This window comes from Kouleothrix sp., assembly GCF_046328425.1.
GTDB lineage: Bacteria > Chloroflexota > Chloroflexia > Chloroflexales > Roseiflexaceae > Kouleothrix.
Genome location: NZ_JAXLWP010000004.1, coordinates 39416 through 55919, shown reverse-complemented (window position 1 = coordinate 55919; position 16504 = coordinate 39416). Strand labels below are relative to the sequence as shown.

Below are 16504 nucleotides of genomic sequence, written 5' to 3'. Positions count from 1 at the left end.
ACACAGGAGGTCGGCGATGGATCCAATCACACATTCTACCCGGCGGGCCTCGTTGATTGTACTGGCCCTGGCGCTGCTGCTGCCGCTGCTGGCAGCCTGCGGCGGCGCTGCTGTGGCGCCGCAGGCCGCGCCCATACCTGCCCCGGCCGAGGCGGCGGCGGGTGCGATTGCAGCCCAGCCCGCCGCTGCGCCTGCGGCTGCCGCGCCGATGCTGGCGGCGGCCACTGCCGCGCCGGCGGCCCACGCGCCCGCCGCCGGCGCGGTATCCGCCCAGCCCACTCCGCCGCCCGTCGCTGCCAGCCAGCAAAGCGCCCCGCTGCGCGCCGGCGAGGTCGACGACAACGCCGATTTCGAGGCGTACCTCGGCTACCTCAGCCGCTCGCAGGGCGTGCGCGCGCATGCCGTCGACGTGAGCGAGCGCTACGTGCTGACGGTGACCGACGACAATGGTCGGCCGGTGCTCGACGCGCGCGTGCGGATCTTCAGCGGCGACCGCGCCGTGTTTGAGGGCCGCACCTACGCCGGCGGCAAGACGCTGTTTCTGCCGCGTGCGCTCGATCTGGGCGCCAACGACACACAGCTGCGCGTGCGGATCGATAAGGGCAACAGCCAGGCCGAGGGTACGCTGCTGCGTGGCGGCGACACCGCGCCGTCATTCGTGCTGCGCGGCGCCCAGGCGCTGCCCGCCACCCCCCGGCTCGACGTGCTGTTTCTGCTCGATGCCACCGGCAGCATGGGCGATGAGATCGGCCAGATCCAGCAGACGATCGCCAGCATCGCCGATCGCATCGACCAGATCACGCCGCGTCCGGCGCTGCGCTTCGGGCTGGTGGCCTACCGCGACCGCGGCGACGACTATGTGACCCAGGTGCACGATTTCACCGGCGACCTGGATGCGTTTCGCCAGACGCTGCTGCAGGTGAGCGCCGGCGGCGGCGGCGACGAGCCCGAGTCGATGAACGAGGCGCTGCACGCCGCGATCGAGCGCGTCTCCTGGGCCGACGACGCTGTGCGCCTGACGTTTCTCGTGGCTGACGCGCCACCGCACCTCGATTACCCGCAAGACTACGATTACGTGCAGGAGGCGCGCGCGGCGGTGGCGCGCGGCGTGAAGGTGTACACCGTGGCCGCCAGCAATACCGGCGACGAGGCCGAGTACGTCATGCGCCAGATCGCGCAGCAGACGCTGGCGCATTTCATCGTTCTGACGTACCAGCCCGGCCAGAATAGCGGCGCGCCTGGCGACAGCACCGTGCATCAGGTCGACCCGCAGCAGTTTACGGTTGAGCGGCTCGACGACCTGGTGGTGCAGGTGGTGCGGCGCGAGCTGGCTCAGGCCCAGGGCGCGGCCTAGCATCAGTACATTTCAGCTAAAGACGCTGGGAGTATTTGCCACCACGATGCCAAGGGCTTATACCAACTCCGTTTGATCTCTTTCTTTTGTGATGCCCTGCCCGGCGAAGCCGGGCAGGGCATCACAAAAGAAATTCGAGGGCGGCGAAGCCGCCCTCGAACCCCCACTCTAAACGCCCTCGAACAGGTCGCGCTCGGTGGGGCCGCCAGCCCAGGCTGGGATGGCGCGCGTGAAGCTCTCGGCGCCGAAGAAGCGCCGCAGCAGCGCGCGCGGCACCCGCCCGCCGAACGGCAGGCCGCCGCCCTGGCTGCGGTGGCACGCGCGGGCGCGCAGGTTTGCCTCGAGGTACTCGCCGCACGCCACAGTTGTGGTGACGGGCGTCGTCTCCTCGATGATCCGCACCAGGTCGATGTCGTTGTTGCGCCCGATGCGGCGCGGGTCGCGCCGGGCCAGGCGCACGCCAGCGACCGCCATGCGCACAAAGCGCGTGCTGAAGGTGGGGTAGTACAGCTTTTGCGGCTGCCAGGGGGCCAGGCCGCCCGCAAGCTGCTCGGGGAAGCGCGCTGGGTCGCCGGCGGCGGCAAAGGCTGCGCGCGTGGCGTAGTGAATATGGATATGGTCGGGGTGGCCGTAGCCGCCGTAGGAGTTGAACGTCAGCACTACCTGCGGTCGCAGCGCGCGGATCAGCGCGGCCAGCTGCCCGGCTACGCGCTCGAGCGGCGCCTGGATGAACGCGTTGGGGTGCTGGTTGTCGGCCGTGCCGGGCATGCCCGAGTCGCGGTGGCCAAGGAAATGCACTGCCGCCAGGCCCAGCGCGCGCGCGGCGCAGGTTTGCTCGGCGGTGCGCAGCGCGGCGGTGTCGGCGTAGCCCTCGAGCATGTGCGCGTCGACGGTGCCGCACTCGCCGCGCGTGGCGCAGGCGTAGTGTACCGCCGCGCCCTCGGCCACGTAGCGCGCGATCGTGCCGCCATTGCCAAAGCTTTCGTCGTCGGGGTGCGGGTAGGCGATCAGGATCGTGCGCGGCTTCGGCGCGCGGTCGAGCCAGAGCGTGTCGATGCCGTAGGGCGCGAAGTCGAGGTCCGGGGCTGTGGTCATAGCGCTACAATCCGCTCGTATGGCCTGGTTCACATCAGCGTTCCGGTCGATTGCCTCGGAAGCGTGGGGGCGCGATAGGCCACGCCCCGTACAGTGGCAGGCCAAAACCTAGTGAACTGAGCCTAACCGTCACACACAGGCGCTATTGTAGCATATGCGCGCCGGCGCAGAGAAAACCGAGCGGCGCTGTGCTGCCGGTAGCACAGCGCCGCCAAGACCATGCCGACCAGGTGCCTACAGCCGCACCTCCGGCCGGTACTCGCCCCACACCTGGCGCAGCACGCCGCACACCTCGCCAACCGTGGCCAGGCGCTTGAGCGCCTCGCGCATGGGGTAGAGCACGTTCTCGCTGCCCTGCGCGGCCTGGCGCAGCCCGTCGAGCGCCGCAGCCACGGCCGCGCCGTCGCGCTCGGCGCGCAGCCGCGCCAGCGAGGCGGCCTGCTCGTTCGATACCGTCTCGTTCGGCGAGAAGATCGGCACTGCGGCGGCCTGTGCGTCGGCGAAGCGGTTCACGCCCACCACCACCTGCTCGCCCGCCTCGACGCGCTGCTGGTAGGCGTAGGCCGAGTCGGCGATCTGCGATTGCACCCAGCCCTGCTCGATCGCGGCGGTCGCGCCGCCCATGCCGTCGATCTGCTCGATCAGCTGCCAGGCCTTGGCCTCGACCGCGTCGGTGAGCGCCTCGACCACGTACGACCCGGCGAGCGGGTCGGCTGTGGCGGCCACGCCGCTCTCGTAGCCGATGATCTGCTGGGTGCGCAGCGCCAGCGCGGCGGCCTGCTCGGTCGGCAGGCCCAGCGCCTCGTCGAAGCCGTTGGTATGCAGGCTCTGCGTGCCGCCCAGCACCGCCGCCAGCGCCTCGATCGTCGTGCGGACGACGTTGTTGAGCGGCTGCTGCGCCGTCAGGCTGGCGCCCGACGTCTGGGTGTGGAAGCGCAGCATCATGCTCGAATCTTTCTTGGCCCCGAAGCGCTCCTTCATGATCCGCGCCCACATGCGCCGCGCCGCGCGGAACTTGGCCACCTCTTCGAGGAAGTTCGGGTTGCTGACGAAGAAGAACGACAATCGCGGCGCGAACTCGTCTACCGGCAGGCCGGCCTTGATCGCCGCGTCGACATAGGCGATGCCGTCCGAGAGCGTGAAGGCGATCTCCTGGGCGGCGGTGGCGCCGGCCTCGCGGATGTGGTAGCCGCTGATCGAGATCGTGTTCCACTTGGGTATGTGCGCCTGGCAGTAGGCGAAGGTGTCGGTGATCAGGCGCATGCTCGGGCGCGGCGGGAAGATGTAGGTGCCGCGCGCGGCGTACTCCTTCAGGATGTCGTTCTGAATCGTGCCGCCTAGCTGGTCGGCCGGCACGCCCTGGCGTTCGGCCACCAGCTCGTAGAGCAGCAGCAGCACCGACGCCGGGGCGTTGATCGTCATCGAGGTGGTGACCTTGCCGAGCGGGATGCTGTCGAACAGCGTGGCCATGTCCTCGAGGCTGTCGATCGCAACGCCAACTTTGCCAACCTCGCCCTCGGCGCGCGGGTCGTCCGAGTCGAGCCCCAGCTGGGTCGGCAGGTCGAACGCAACCGATAGGCCCGTCTGGCCCTTTTCCAGCAGGTAGCGGTAGCGCAGGTTGCTCTCGCGGGCCGAGGCGAACCCGGCATACTGGCGCATCGTCCACAGCCGGCCGCGGTACATCGTCGGGTAGACGCCGCGCGTGTATGGGTACTGGCCAGGGTCAGGCTGGGCCTGGCCGGCATCGTCGGCGCGATAGACTGGCTTGATCTCGATGCCGGAGTCGGTGCGTATGTCGCTCATGCGAGTCTCCTGAATCAACGACGCTAGCGGGGCTGCCGTATTGATCAATTGCGCAATGCGACGCGATCATACCAAATGGGCCGGCCAGGGCAGTTACGATTTGGCTTTTGCGCGTGGCGAGGTGGTAACCAGAGTATAGGCGCGCCGCCGCCGGGTGTCAATCGCGCTGCGCCGCTGGGGTGCCGTCGAGGCGGCGAAGCCGCCCCGATATTTCTTTTGAGAAGCCCGCCCGGCGAAGCCGGGCAGGGCTTCTCAAAAAGAAAGCGATCAAACATGCCTCAGGGCAGCAACGCAGCTGCTGCGGCGCCCTGAGGCATATGCCACCGGCGCGGCATACGCGGCGGCGTTTTTTTGTCAGCTCATTGCGCGCCGGCTACGCGCGGATCGTCGCCTTCAGGTCGAACTCAAGCCCGCGCACGATCTTGGCGCGCACCTTGTTCACGTCGGCGTCGCTGAGCGTGCGCGCGGCCGAGCGGAACGCCAGACGGTAGGCCAGGCTGCGCTTGCCGGCGCCAACCTGCTGCCCCTCGTATACGTCGAACAGCTCGAGCGCCTCCAGGTCGGGGCCGGCGTACTTGCGGATCGCGGCGGCCACCTGGTCGGCCGGCACCTCGGCCGCCACGATCACTGCGAGATCCTGCGTGGTCGCAGGGAAGCGCGAGATCGCCTTATATTTCGTCGGCTGCGCCATGGCGATCAGCGTCTCAAGATCCAGCTCGGCCGCCAGCGCGCGCGTGGCATCGATCTCCAGCCGGTCGCGCGCCTCGGGGTGCAGCTCGCCCAGCACGCCGAGCTGAGCGTTGGGCTGCTGCCTGTCGGCCGTCCGCTTTGCATCTTTGCCCTGGGGCTGCGCCAGCTCGAGCCTCGCGGCGCGGCCGGGGTGGAAGCGCGGGTCGTCGGTGAGCGGCGTGAAGCGCACCTGGTCGGCCAGGTTCAGGCGCGCCAGCAGCGTCTCGATCACGCCCTTCAGGTCGAAGAAGTCGAACGGCTCGGGCCGGGGCGTCAGCCACGAGCGGCGCTCGCGCTCGCCGGCAATCGCCAGCGTCAGCACGCGCGGCTGGTCGGGCAGCGCCGCGCCCTCGCGCCGCAGGTACACGCGGCCGATCTCGAACAGCAGCACGCGCTCGCGCTCGCGCAGGTTCTGCGCCAGCGCCTCGAGCAGTGTCGGCAGGCCCGAGCGGCGCAGAAACTCGCGCTCGGGGGTGATCGGGTTGGCCAGCTTCAGGTACAGCGCCGGGCTGGCGTCGGCCGGCGCCACGCGCGCCACTGCGGCCATGTTCGTCAGCGAGTAGGTGATCGCCTCGTCGAGCCCGGCGCCCACCAGCACGTCGCGCACCTTTTCTTCGAGCTCAAGCGACGGGTTGGCGGCCTGCTCGGGCAGATCGTCGGCCAGGTGCGTGGTCGGGATGCGGTCGTAGCCGTACATGCGCGCCACTTCCTCGCACAGGTCGGCCAGGATGCTCACGTCCTGGCGGTAGCTCGGCACCGTCACGCGCACCGCCTCGGGCAGCACCTCGCAGCCGAAGCCCAGCGGCCGCAGCAGCTCGGCGATCTCGCTCGCGCTCAGGCCGATGCCCAGGATGCGCCGCACCTCGCGCGGCGTCAGGTCGAGCACCGGCGGCACCCACGGCCGCGAGTAGACGTCGATCATGCCCTGGGCGATCGTGCCGCCGGCCACCTGCTGGAACAGCTGCAGCGCGCGGCGCTGGGCCAGCGGCGCCAGCTCGAGGTCGACCCCGCGCTCAAAGCGCCGCGACGCCTCCGAGGGCAGCTTGAAGCCGCGCGCCATCTTGCGGATGATCCGCGGCTCCCAGTTGGCCGCCTCCAGCAGCACGCGCGTGGTCGTCTCGCTCACCTCGGTGGCCGCGCCGCCCATCACGCCGGCGACGCCGCCGTTCGGGCCGCTCGGATCGCACACCAGCAGCGCCGGCAGGTCGGTTCCGGGCACCGGGTAGACCTCGTGCTGCTTGCCGTCGAGCGTGGTGATCCGCTCGCCGGGGCGCGCCAGCCGAACGATCAGGTGCTGGCCGGCCACCTTGTCGGCGTCGTAGGTGTGGTTCGGCTGCCCTAGCTCGAGCATCACGTAGTTCGACACGTCGACGATGTTGTAGATCGGGCGCATCCCCGCCAGCGTCAGGCGGCGCTGCATCCACAGCGGCGATGGCTTGATCTCGATGCCCTCGATCAGCGTGGCGCTGAAGCGCGGGCATAGATCGGGCTCCTCAACCGTCACCTGCGCGCGCCCCTCGATGCTCGGGCCGGTCGCCGCGATCGTCACCTCGGGGATGTGGAGCCGCGCGCCGGTGAGCGCGGCAACCTCGCGCGCCACGCCGAGGATCGAGAGCGCGCGCGCGGTGTTCGGCAGGATGTCGATCTCGAGCACTTCGTCGCCCAGGTAGTCGCGCAGCGGCGTGCCCACTGGCGCGTCGTCGGGCAGAATGATGATGCCCTCGTGCTCGTCCGACATCCCGAGCTCTTTCTCCGAGCAGAGCATCGCGTCGGACATGACGCCGCGCACCGGGCGGCCCTTCAGCTTGACTTTGACCTTGCCCTCGGCGTGGCCGTCGTACAGCTCGGCGCCCTCTTTGGCGTACACGCCTTTGAGCGGGTGCGGCAGCCGGCCCAGCCCGCGGTACTGGAACAGGTTCGGCGCGCCGGTGACGACGGTGTGCGGCTCGGCCGCGCCGTAGTCGACCTCCGCCAGCACCAGGCGGTCGGCGTTGGGGTGCTGGCGCACCTCTAGAATATTGCCGATCACAATCTTCTCGGGGTCCCAGGCCAGCTCGGCGCCGGGCACGCCGATGCGCGTCACGTCGGCCACCTCAAGCCCCGAGAGCGTCAGCTTCTGGGCCAGCGCGTCGATCGGCATGTCGATGTCGACGAACTCGCGCAGCCACGAGATCGGAACTTTCATATCTGCTCCTTGCTACTCAACATGTATTTTTCCCACCAGGTGGTGGTCGCCGAGCAGGCGCCCGCCACGGCTGAACACGCCCGCGCGCTGCTGGCTGGCCTCATCGAACAAGCCAATGCGCAGCCGGTAGGTGCCGGGCGCCAGGCTGGCCGGGATGCTCAGCGTATGGCGATCCTCGATCCAGTCGCCCGCGACCCACTGGGTAGTCGGGAAGACGCCGCCGCGCGGCCGTGTGTTGTCTTCGGCCACAATCTGGTCGTCGGCGCCCACCAGGTGCACGAACACCGTCCAGTCGTGCGCCTGCCGGCCGCGCGCGTGCCACACCAAGGTCAGCTCGGCCGCTTCGCCCGCGCGCGCCGGCTGCTGCAGCTGCCAGCCCAGCAGCTCGGCGCCAGGGTCGCCCGGCATGCCGAAGCGCGCGTAGGTTGGCTGGCCCAGCCGCGCCAGCGCCGTGGCCTCGGGCAGCGCCTGCGGCGGGTAGGCCGGGCGGATCACGCCGAACGGTAGCCACAGTGCCAGGCAGAGCCAAGAACCGAGAACCAAGAGCCGCGTGCTGTTGGCCCAGAGGCGCTTCTTGGTTGTTGATTCGCGGCTCTGCCAGCTCGCGAGCCCGTACGCCATCACGATCGCAATTGCCGGCAGCGCCGGGAACAGCAGCCGCCCCTGCCACGCCACCAGCCCGGCCGTCAGCGCGAAGCTCACCACCCACGCCAGCGCCAGCGCGGGCAGCAGCAGTACGTACCACAGGCCGCCGACCACCGGCCATCGCCAGCCGCGCCAGGAGGCACCCCGGCCCTCGACCGTCGGCTGCGGATCGTGGGCCAGCAGCCGGCGCCCCCAGCCCGCCAGCGCCAGGGCCTCGAGCAGCACGAACGGCCAGATCGCCCAGCCGGGCGGCTGCACGTTCATCCAGCCGAAGCGCGCCCAGAACGAGGCGTGCAGCTGGCTTAGCGCGCCGCCCCACGCCGCCAGGCTGCGCGGGTCGAACGCCTGGGTGGTGAACTCGGCCTGAAACACCGCCAGCCCGAACAGGTCGCCGTACAATTGCAGGTTGCGCCAGTACCACCAGCCGCACACCAGCAGCGTCGCGCCCGCCAGCAGCGCCAGGCTCGCCAGCGGCCCGCGCCTGGCGCGCAGACTGCGGTCGAGCGCGGCGATCCCAGCCACCGGTGCCAGCAGCAGCGCGCTCTGTTTCGTCAGCAGCGCCAGCCCCAGCACCACGCCGAGCCCCAGCGCATAGCCACCCGCCCCTGCGGCACGCCGGCGCTCATCCGCCCGGCGCAGTGCCAGCCACAGCAGCAGCGCGCTCAGCGCCGCCAGCAGCGCATCGTTTGTCACCAGCGCCGAGACAAAAAGAAACTGCGGGTTAAGCGCCACCAGCGCCGCCGCGATCAGGGCGAAGGATGCAGGGCTCAGGGCGAACGCCGCCCGGTTGTCTGGGTCTTGCGCCCTCCGCTGGCCGCCCGCGAACTCGCGTGCCGCCAGGTAGGTGAACACCACCGTCGCAGCGCCGGCCGCCACCGAGGCCAGCCGCGCCAGGTGCCAGCCCAGCGTCGCGCCGCTCCAGGGCCAGAACTCGCGGCTGCCGTGCGCCACCGCGTTCGGTTCGCGCGCCGGCCCGGCGCCGGCAGCCGGCGCCCAGGTGAAGCGCGGGTTGGCCGGCCAGTCGATCGCGCGATCGGCGGCGGGCAGCCAGGCCACCAGCGGCGCCGCCAGCAGGTAGGCCAGCGGCGGCTGGTGGCCCTCGCCAGGCACCTCGTCGGCGCGCTGGTCGGGCAGGCGCCGCTCGCGCGCCACAAAGAACACATACCCGGCGTGGCCCGGCTCGTCGGGCCCCTCGCCCAGCGGCACCACGGCGCTGTAGAGCGCCGCGAGCGCGATAAACGCCACCACCAGCCCGATCAATCGTGCGTGTTGAGCGTTGAGTTTTGAATCATTCATCGTTGATTCTTTGGCGGAACTACGCAGTTGGCGCGCTCAACTTTGGGCAGAGCGGTACTTTATTTCTTATCTGTGTCGATGTCGCGCGTAGCACGCACATCGACACAGACAGGCGAGCAAGTACCATGCTGCCGCTGGCAAATAGACAGCGCCGCAGAAGTCACTCAAAACTCAGCACTCACAATTCAAAACTCGGCTAGCCGAACTGCTGCAGGAAGCGCTCGTCGCCGCTGAAGAACCAGCGGATGTCGTCGATGCCGTACTTCAGGATGCCAATGCGCTCGGGGCCGAAGCCGCCCGCGAACCCGCTGAACTCGGCCGGGTCGTAGCCGCCGTTGCGCAGCACGTTCGGGTGCACCATGCCGCACCCGCCGATCTCGAGCCAGCCGGAGTACTTGCAGATCCGGCAGCCCTTGCCGCCGCACAAAAAGCAGGTCACGTCCAGCTCGGCGCTTGGCTCGGTGAATGGGAAGTAGCTTGGGCGCAGGCGCACCTGCGTGCCCTGGCCGAACAGCCGCTCGGCCATGCCGTGCAGCGTGCCCTTCAGGTCGCCCATAGTCACGTTGCGCCCCACCATCAGGAATTCGAACTGGTGGAACATCATTTCCGAGCGCGCGGTCACCTGCTCCATGCGGTAGCACTTGCCTGGCAGCAGCACGCGCAGCGGCTCGGGCGCGTAGCGCCGCATGGCGTGGATCTGGCCGGGCGACGTGTGCGTGCGCAGCACTACCGGCGGCGCTCCGGGGGGCGTCTCGACGTAGAACGTATCCTGCATGTCGCGCGCCGGGTGGTCGTGCGGGAAGTTCAGCAGGCCGAAGTTGAACTCGTCGGTCTCAACCTCGGGGCTGTCCCACACCTGGAAGCCCATCTCGGCGAATGTCTCGATCACGTTGCGGATGACGATCGTGCTGGGGTGCAGGCGCCCAACCGACGGCGCGCGGCCCGGCAGGGTCACGTCGATCTGCTCGGCCTCGAGCTTGTCCATGCGCGCGGCGCGTTTCAGGCGTGCGTCGGCTTCGCCAAACGCTTGCTCGAGCTTCTGGCGCACGGCGTTGAACTTGGCGCCAACATCGCGGCGCTGCTCGGGCGGCAGCGCGCCCAGGCCCTTGCTCATGCGCGTCAGCGCGCCTTGCTTGCCCAGGTACGCGCCCTTCCATTCGGCCAGCTCGGCGGCGTTGGCTGCGTTCGCCAGCGCGCGCACCGCTTGGGCCTCAAGCTCGTTTAAATCTTCTAGCATATGTTCTCCTTTGGCGGGCCTCTGCATAAGCCAAACCACCAGCCGCGCAAGCCGGGAAACACAAAAGCCACGCACTCGCCAGGGACGAGGCGTGGCCCGTGGTACCACCCTGATTCGGCACGGCCATGCGGCGCATGGCAGTGCCCTTGTGGCCCCGATAACGGTGGGCGGCCGGATGCGGCTACTTCTCGCAAGTGTGGCGCTGGGTGGCCGTAGCTACAAGCTCAGCTCAACACCTGCGAAGGCTCACCGCTCGGCTCGGAAGGGAACTTCGGCGGGTTTTCCCGGCGGCGAATCACAGCCTCGTTCGCCGCTCTCTGATCGTTTCAGCCCGCGTACTCGCTTCGTCACAGCCATATTCGATTGAGCTAGAACTTACCCAGCTGGCGCGCTCAGCTTTCGGCAGAATGGCTGAGTCCACGCCGCCGCACGCAAAAGCGCCCGATTGCGCGAGCCGAACAACGCAGCTGCGTAAGTCGTATGAGTATTCAGCACTGAAGATAGAAGCACACTGCGCTATGTTCAGTGCTCGAGCGCTAGCTTCTGCCGAGCATACGTTGCCGCTGCGCCTCGAACAGGATAATGCTGCCGGCGACAGCGGCATTGAGCGACTCGGCGCGCCCGCGCATTGGGATGCCGATCAGCTTGCCGGCCAGCGCGCGCGCGTCGTCGCCCAGGCCGTGCGCCTCGTTGCCAACGATCAGCGCTGCGGGCTGCCGCCAGTCGGCGGCGTAGTACGGCATGCTCGCGCCCATGTCGGCTGCATACACATGATCGACGAAGGCCAGCCGCTCGCCAACCTGCTCCCAGCCGAGCTCTTGCTCGGTCGCAAGATGGAAATGCGCGCCCATTGCGGCTCGCACCACCTTTGGGCTATACAGGTCGACCGCGCCACGCACGCACAGCACCTGGGCTGCGCCCACCGCCTCGGCGCTGCGCAGCAGCGTGCCCATATTGCCGGGATCCTGGATCGCGTCGAGTACCAGAATGATCCCCGGCCGGCCGGGCTCAACCTCGGGCCAACGCGCCAGCGCCACCACGCCTTGTGGCTGCACAGTCTCGGCGGCGGCGGCCACCACCTGCGGGCTGGCCGGGTGGGCCCAGCGCTGGCCTTCCAGCCGGGCCAATAGCCCGCGCCCCGCCTCGGTCTGGGCCAGCTGCTCGGGCGCATACAGCGCCAGCTCAAGCGCGCCGGCGTGCGCGAGCGCGTCGGCGACCAGCCGTACACCTTCGAGCACAAACATCCGCTCGCGGCGGCGATCTTTGCGGTCGGTGGCCAGCGAGCGGATATGTTTCACATGCGGGTTTGCCGGGCTAGCGATCATAATGGATCTGCCGCGCGCAGGGCGAAGAGCGCGGCTCGCTGCTGAAGCGCTACCCTGCGCTCGTGGCCTGCTCGACCACGCTGGCGAACCCGGCGGGGTCGCGCACAGCCATATCGGCCAGGATCTTGCGGTCGATCGAGATACCGGCGCGTTTCATGCCGTTGATCAGCCGGCTATACGACGTGCCGTTGATCCGCGCGGCCGCGTTGATGCGGATGATCCACAGGCGCCGGAAATCGCGCTTCTTGTTGCGCCGGTCGCGGTAGGCGTACGACAGCGCCTTCAGCACCGTCTGGCGCGCCACGCGGATGCGCCGACTGCGGCTACCCTGGTAGCCCGAGGCTTCTTTGAGCAGTTTGCTGTGGCGCTTCCGCACCATCACGCCACGTTTGACACGAGCCATGGTTCGCTTGCCTTTTCTCTAAAAATCGTTGCTTCAAGCCGTTTCGCAGGTATCGCTAGCGGCGAACGGGGGTGTGCCTAGCGGCTGTGCTTCGAGCCGTAGGGCAGCGCGGCGCCCACCATGCGGTGGTTGCCGGTATGCGTCTCTTTCAGCTTATCGAGCTGCTGCAGCAGGCGCCCGGCCTTGCGGCGGCGGAAGTGGCCCTTGCGCCCCTGCGACTGCACGATCTTGCCCGTGCCAGTGAAGCGGAAGCGCTTGGCCGCGCCCTTGTGGGTTTTCATCTTGGGCATGAACTATTCCTCTTCGTCTGTATCGTCGTCGTCGTCGTCGTCGGGCGGCGCTGCGGCCGGCCGGGCTGCCTGCGCGCCGCTGGCTTCGCGCTGCGCCTGGGCAAGCTGTTTGTCGCGCTGCTGCTTGGCCTTGGCGTTTGGCGCCAGCAGCAGCGAGAGCGCGCGGCCCTCCATCAGCGGCTTCTGCTCGACCGTCGCGACATCGCGCAGATCCTCGGCCATCTGCTCGAGCATCTCGCGCCCGATGTCGGGGTGAAAGATCTCGCGCCCGCGGAACCGCACCGTGAATTTCACTTTGTCGCCGGCAAGCAGAAATTTGCGCGCCTGTTTCGCCTTCACATCGAGATCGTGATCGTCGGTTTTTGGCTTCAGGCGCACTTCCTTCAGCTCGGCCTGCTTTTGATTCTTGCGCGCCTCGCGATCCTTTTTGGTCTGCTCGTAGCGGAATTTGCCATAGTCCACAATCCGGCAGACTGGCGGGACGGCATTGGGCGCGACTTCCATCAGATCCAGGCCGCGCTGCTCGGCCAGCGCCAGCGCCTCGCGCAGCGAGACAATCCCCAGCTGCGCGCCCTGTTCGTCGATCAGGCGCACCTGTGGTGCACGGATGCGGTTATTTACGCGAAACCGATCTCTAATAGGAGGGCTCCTTCTGGCTAGCCATTAGACAACAAAAACCTAACCGCCACGAAGGCGAGGTCAGTGCGGTAGTATAGCATCTGGCCGCTGTTTCGTCAACTTTTGCAGACTCGGGTGATGAGTGCTAAAATGCTCTTGACAAATCCAATTTCTTTGTTTACTATAAGGGCGGTTAGCACTCGTTGTTCATGAGTGCTAACCGCTTTCATCTATCGCCAGGGGCAGAGCCGCTGCGGCGCGCCGCCCCGTCGTAGAGCAATTTGGTTGTGTAGCAAGGCCAAGGAGGTATAGGAAGTATGGCAGCCGACTTTCGCATCCGGCCGCTCGGCGACCGCGTCGTGGTTAAGCCAGCGGATCGCGAAGAGAAGACCAAGGGCGGTATCTACCTGCCCGACACCGCCAGCAAAGAGCGCCCGATGGAAGGCACGGTTCTGTCGGTTGGCGAGGGCCGCCTCGACGACAATGGCAAGCGCGTGCCCATGAACGTCAAGGCCGGCGACAAGGTGCTGTTTGCCAAGTACAGCGGCACCGAGTACAAGATCGACGACGTCGAGTACCTCATCCTGAGCGAGAAAGACATTCTGGGTATCATCCAGGAGTAGCGAGAAACAAGCAGCCAGAACGGCGCACATTGGAGAGTTCGGCGGGGCGCCTGCCGTGCTCCGATCGCTTCTGACTCTTGATTTCTGACCCCTGGCTTGTATTTTGAACATAGGGAGGATTTCCAAGCATATGCCGAAGCAGCTGCATTTCAACGAAGAGGCCCGGCGCTCGCTCAAGCGCGGCGTCGACATTGTTGCCGACGCGGTCAAGACCACGCTCGGCCCGCGCGGCCGCAACGTCGCGATCGACAAGAAGTTCGGCGCCCCGACCGTCACCCACGACGGCGTCACCGTCGCCAAGGAGATCGAGCTCAAGGATCCGTTTGAGAACATGGGCGCGCGCTTGCTGGTCGAGGTGGCCACCAAGACCAACGATGTGGCCGGCGATGGCACCACCACCGCCACCGTGCTGGCCCAGGCGATCGTCACCGAGGGCCTCAAGGTTGTCGCCGCCGGTGCCAACCCGATGCTGATCAAGCGCGGGCTGGACAAGGGCGCCGAGGCGCTGGTAGCCGAGCTGAAGAGCCTGGCCAAGCCGGTGCGCGACCGCGCCGACATCGCGCACGTCGCGACGATCTCGGCCGCCGACAGCGAGATCGGCGACCTGATCGCCGAGGTGATGGAGAAGGTCGGCAAAGACGGCGTGATCACGGTCGAGGAGAGCAAGGGCATCGCCTTCGAGAAGGAATACACCGAGGGCATGCAGATCGACCGTGGCTATATCTCGGCCTACTTCGCCACCAACCAGGAGCGCATGGAGGCCGAGCTCGAGGAGCCGTACATCCTGATCACCGACAAGAAGATCTCGGCGATCAACGAGATCCTGCCGGTGCTCGAGAAGGTGCTGCAGGTCACCAAGAACCTGGTGATTATTGCCGAGGATGTCGACGGCGAGGCGCTGGCGACGCTGGTGGTGAACAAGCTGCGCGGCACGATCAACGCGCTGGCGATCAAGGCGCCGGGCTTCGGCGACCGCCGCAAGGCCATGCTGCAGGACATCGCCATCCTGACCGGCGGCACGGTGATCTCCGAGGAGATCGGCCGCAAGCTCGACAGCGCGACGGCTGACGATCTGGGCCGCGCTCGTAAGGTGGTGGCCGACAAAGACAACACCACGTTTGTCGAGGGCCGCGGCGACGACCGGGCCATCCGCGCCCGGATCGAGCAGATCCGCGCGCAGATCGAAACGACGACGTCGGACTTCGACCGCGAGAAGCTGCAGGAGCGGCTGGCCAAGCTGGCCGGCGGCGTGGCAGTGCTGAAGGTCGGCGGCGCCACCGAGCCCGAGCAGAAAGAAAAGAAGCATCGCGTCGAGGACGCGCTCTCGACCGCGCGGGCGGCCGTCGAGGAAGGCATTGTGCCGGGCGGCGGCGTGGCGCTGATCAACGCGCTGGGCGCGCTCGAGCGCGTGCAGCCGGCCAACGACGACGAGCGCTTCGGCGTGCAGATCCTGCGCCGCGCGCTCGAGGAGCCGATGCGCACGCTGGCCCGCAACGCGGGCGAGGACGGCTCGGTGATCATCGATACCGTGCGCCGCCACCAGAAGGAGAAGGGCGACACGAGCTACGGCTACAACGTGCTGACCGGCGAGTTCGGCAGCATGCTGGAGCAGGGCGTGGTCGACCCGGTGAAGGTGACGCGGAGTGCAGTGCAGAACGCGGTTTCGATCGCGGGCCTGCTGCTCACCACCGAGGCGCTGATCACGGACATCCCTGAGGATAAGCCGGCCCCGCCGATGCCGGGCGGCGGCGGGATGGACTTCTAGGATCGCTCAGCGAACCTAACTGCCAGGGGCGCCGCTCGCGAGCGGCGCCCCTGGCTTGTTGTTGGAGCGCAACCACACCGGCCGCGCCCAAAGGCGTAGGCTCTCTACGTCCACCGGCGTAGCACCGGATCGTTCGCGCCGACGATGTGCCGTGGCACGCATTGTGCTTTAATAGCGACAGAACAAGTTAATGATTGCGACGGTCATTGACGAGCTGATAAAGGCCTCCAATATCTGCACGTCGCCCTCACTCTTCCCCCGGCTGCCGAAAGGCAGCCGTTTCTGCGTCTGGTATACCGTGTAGGTTACTCACGCGCTGGTGGCTCGGCATCGGGCCAGCTGGCGCTGGCGCGCCGGTAGTCGGCCGGCGTCAGGGCGAACACCAGCAAATCGGCTAGCCCGCCGTCGGCGGCGCGCGCCTGGTTGCGCAGGCAGCCCTCGTAGAGATAGCCCAGCCGCTCGGCGACGCCGCGGCTGCGGGTGTTGCGTGGCTCGCAGCAGATCGCCACGCGCTGCGCGTCAAGCTGTTCGAATGCTACGCGCGTGGCCAACCGCACGGCTTCGCTGGCATAGCCCTGGCCCTGGGCGGAAGGCTCCAGCCAGTAAGCTATATCAAACGCCGGGATCGACCAGTCGGTGGGGCGCAGGCGCATGTCGCCGATCAGCGCGCCGGTTTCGCGCAGGAACAGGCCGCATTGGAACGCCTCGCGCAGCGCCCAGCGCGCCTGGCTGTGCCGAATATGGCTGTGCGCGTCGTCGAGCGCCCACGGGCGCGCAAACCCTGGCAGCCAGGCGCTTAGCGCGGGCAGCGCCGCGTTTACCAGCGCGAGGAGCGCGCCGGCATCGGCCTCGGCGTAGCATCGGGCCGCCACGCGCGGGCCGGAAAATGTATCGGGTATGGCTATGAGGATGGGCCGCGCGCCTGACATCGAGCCTCTATTCTAGCCCCAATATGTTTCAGATAGCCACTAGGTCTTACGCAGTTCGTGCACACTGCCGAAGGCAGAGCGGAGCGCGGAAAACCGCACACAACGCTGCCGCAGGCAAAGCGCCCGATCGAGGGAGCCGAACAAGGCAACTGCGTAAATCCTAAGCCACAAACACGCAAAGATTATGCGGCTGCAGCGCGCATTCGC

At 67.8% G+C, this 16504-nt stretch carries 13 protein-coding genes; 3 read left to right on the top strand and 10 right to left on the bottom strand.

Annotated elements, in window-relative coordinates; all coding sequences use genetic code 11:
* Positions 1-16 precede the first annotated feature (16 nt).
* Entirely contained in the window at positions 17-1354 is a 1338-nt protein-coding gene (locus tag U0177_RS03100) for a vWA domain-containing protein (RefSeq protein WP_409569125.1), read from the top strand.
* A 168-nt stretch (positions 1355-1522) separates the two neighbouring features.
* Here U0177_RS03100 and U0177_RS03095 read toward each other — a convergent pair whose 3' ends face one another.
* The 9 genes from U0177_RS03095 to infC form a co-directional block, all read right to left on the bottom strand.
* A complete protein-coding gene (locus tag U0177_RS03095) occupies positions 1523-2449 on the bottom strand; it encodes a PIG-L family deacetylase (protein ID WP_409569124.1) in 927 nt (308 codons plus the stop codon).
* Positions 2450-2683: 234 nt separating this feature from the next.
* Positions 2684-4252 (bottom strand): methylmalonyl-CoA mutase, encoded by a 1569-nt coding sequence (locus tag U0177_RS03090; RefSeq protein WP_409569123.1) that lies wholly within the window; start codon positions 4250-4252, stop codon positions 2684-2686.
* Positions 4253-4625: 373 nt separating this feature from the next.
* A complete protein-coding gene (gene pheT, locus U0177_RS03085; protein WP_409569122.1) occupies positions 4626-7166 on the bottom strand; it encodes a phenylalanine--tRNA ligase subunit beta in 2541 nt (846 codons plus the stop codon).
* Positions 7167-7178: 12 nt separating this feature from the next.
* Positions 7179-9107 carry a glycosyltransferase family 39 protein gene (locus U0177_RS03080; protein ID WP_409569121.1) on the bottom strand — a complete coding sequence of 643 codons (1929 nt, stop codon included), beginning with the start codon at positions 9105-9107 and terminating at the stop codon, positions 7179-7181.
* A 196-nt stretch (positions 9108-9303) separates the two neighbouring features.
* On the bottom strand, positions 9304-10344 hold the full coding sequence (gene pheS, locus U0177_RS03075; RefSeq protein WP_409569120.1) for a phenylalanine--tRNA ligase subunit alpha: 1041 nt from the start codon (positions 10342-10344) through the stop codon (positions 9304-9306).
* Positions 10345-10880: 536 nt separating this feature from the next.
* A complete protein-coding gene (locus U0177_RS03070) occupies positions 10881-11669 on the bottom strand; it encodes a TrmH family RNA methyltransferase (protein WP_409569119.1) in 789 nt (262 codons plus the stop codon).
* 49 nt (positions 11670-11718) lie between these two features.
* Positions 11719-12072, bottom strand: a complete 354-nt coding sequence (rplT, locus tag U0177_RS03065) for a 50S ribosomal protein L20 (RefSeq protein WP_409569118.1) — start codon at positions 12070-12072, stop codon at positions 11719-11721.
* Positions 12073-12149: 77 nt separating this feature from the next.
* Positions 12150-12362: a 50S ribosomal protein L35 gene (rpmI, locus tag U0177_RS03060; protein ID WP_409569117.1), complete on the bottom strand. Its 213-nt coding sequence runs from the start codon at positions 12360-12362 to the stop codon at positions 12150-12152.
* 3 nt (positions 12363-12365) lie between these two features.
* Positions 12366-12956, bottom strand: a complete 591-nt coding sequence (gene infC, locus U0177_RS03055; RefSeq protein WP_409569116.1) for a translation initiation factor IF-3 — start codon at positions 12954-12956, stop codon at positions 12366-12368.
* Positions 12957-13297: 341 nt separating this feature from the next.
* Between infC and groES the strand changes: the two genes are divergently transcribed.
* A complete protein-coding gene (gene groES / locus U0177_RS03050; RefSeq protein WP_409569115.1) occupies positions 13298-13603 on the top strand; it encodes a co-chaperone GroES in 306 nt (101 codons plus the stop codon).
* Positions 13604-13733: 130 nt separating this feature from the next.
* Positions 13734-15368, top strand: a complete 1635-nt coding sequence (groL, locus tag U0177_RS03045) for a chaperonin GroEL (RefSeq protein ID WP_409569114.1) — start codon at positions 13734-13736, stop codon at positions 15366-15368.
* Between the two features lie 305 nt (positions 15369-15673).
* Here the strand turns inward: groL and U0177_RS03040 are convergent, their stop codons facing one another.
* Positions 15674-16297, bottom strand: coding sequence for a GNAT family N-acetyltransferase (locus tag U0177_RS03040; protein WP_409569113.1), 624 nt, complete (start codon positions 16295-16297; stop codon positions 15674-15676).
* Between the last annotated feature and the right edge of the window lie 207 nt (positions 16298-16504).

Excerpts from the sequence above, each read along its gene's own strand:
- U0177_RS03100 (WP_409569125.1), top strand. The coding sequence starts at position 17 with ATGGATCCAATCACACATTCTACCCGGCGGGCCTCGTTGATTGTACTG.
- U0177_RS03095 (WP_409569124.1), bottom strand. The coding sequence starts at position 2,449 with ATGACCACAGCCCCGGACCTCGACTTCGCGCCCTACGGCATCGACACG.
- U0177_RS03090 (WP_409569123.1), bottom strand. The coding sequence starts at position 4,252 with ATGAGCGACATACGCACCGACTCCGGCATCGAGATCAAGCCAGTCTAT.
- pheT (WP_409569122.1), bottom strand. The coding sequence starts at position 7,166 with ATGAAAGTTCCGATCTCGTGGCTGCGCGAGTTCGTCGACATCGACATG.
- U0177_RS03080 (WP_409569121.1), bottom strand. The coding sequence starts at position 9,107 with ATGAATGATTCAAAACTCAACGCTCAACACGCACGATTGATCGGGCTG.
- pheS (WP_409569120.1), bottom strand. The coding sequence starts at position 10,344 with ATGCTAGAAGATTTAAACGAGCTTGAGGCCCAAGCGGTGCGCGCGCTG.
- U0177_RS03070 (WP_409569119.1), bottom strand. The coding sequence starts at position 11,669 with ATGATCGCTAGCCCGGCAAACCCGCATGTGAAACATATCCGCTCGCTG.
- rplT (WP_409569118.1), bottom strand. The coding sequence starts at position 12,072 with ATGGCTCGTGTCAAACGTGGCGTGATGGTGCGGAAGCGCCACAGCAAA.
- rpmI (WP_409569117.1), bottom strand. The coding sequence starts at position 12,362 with ATGCCCAAGATGAAAACCCACAAGGGCGCGGCCAAGCGCTTCCGCTTC.
- groES (WP_409569115.1), top strand. The coding sequence starts at position 13,298 with ATGGCAGCCGACTTTCGCATCCGGCCGCTCGGCGACCGCGTCGTGGTT.
- groL (WP_409569114.1), top strand. The coding sequence starts at position 13,734 with ATGCCGAAGCAGCTGCATTTCAACGAAGAGGCCCGGCGCTCGCTCAAG.
- U0177_RS03040 (WP_409569113.1), bottom strand. The coding sequence starts at position 16,297 with ATGTCAGGCGCGCGGCCCATCCTCATAGCCATACCCGATACATTTTCC.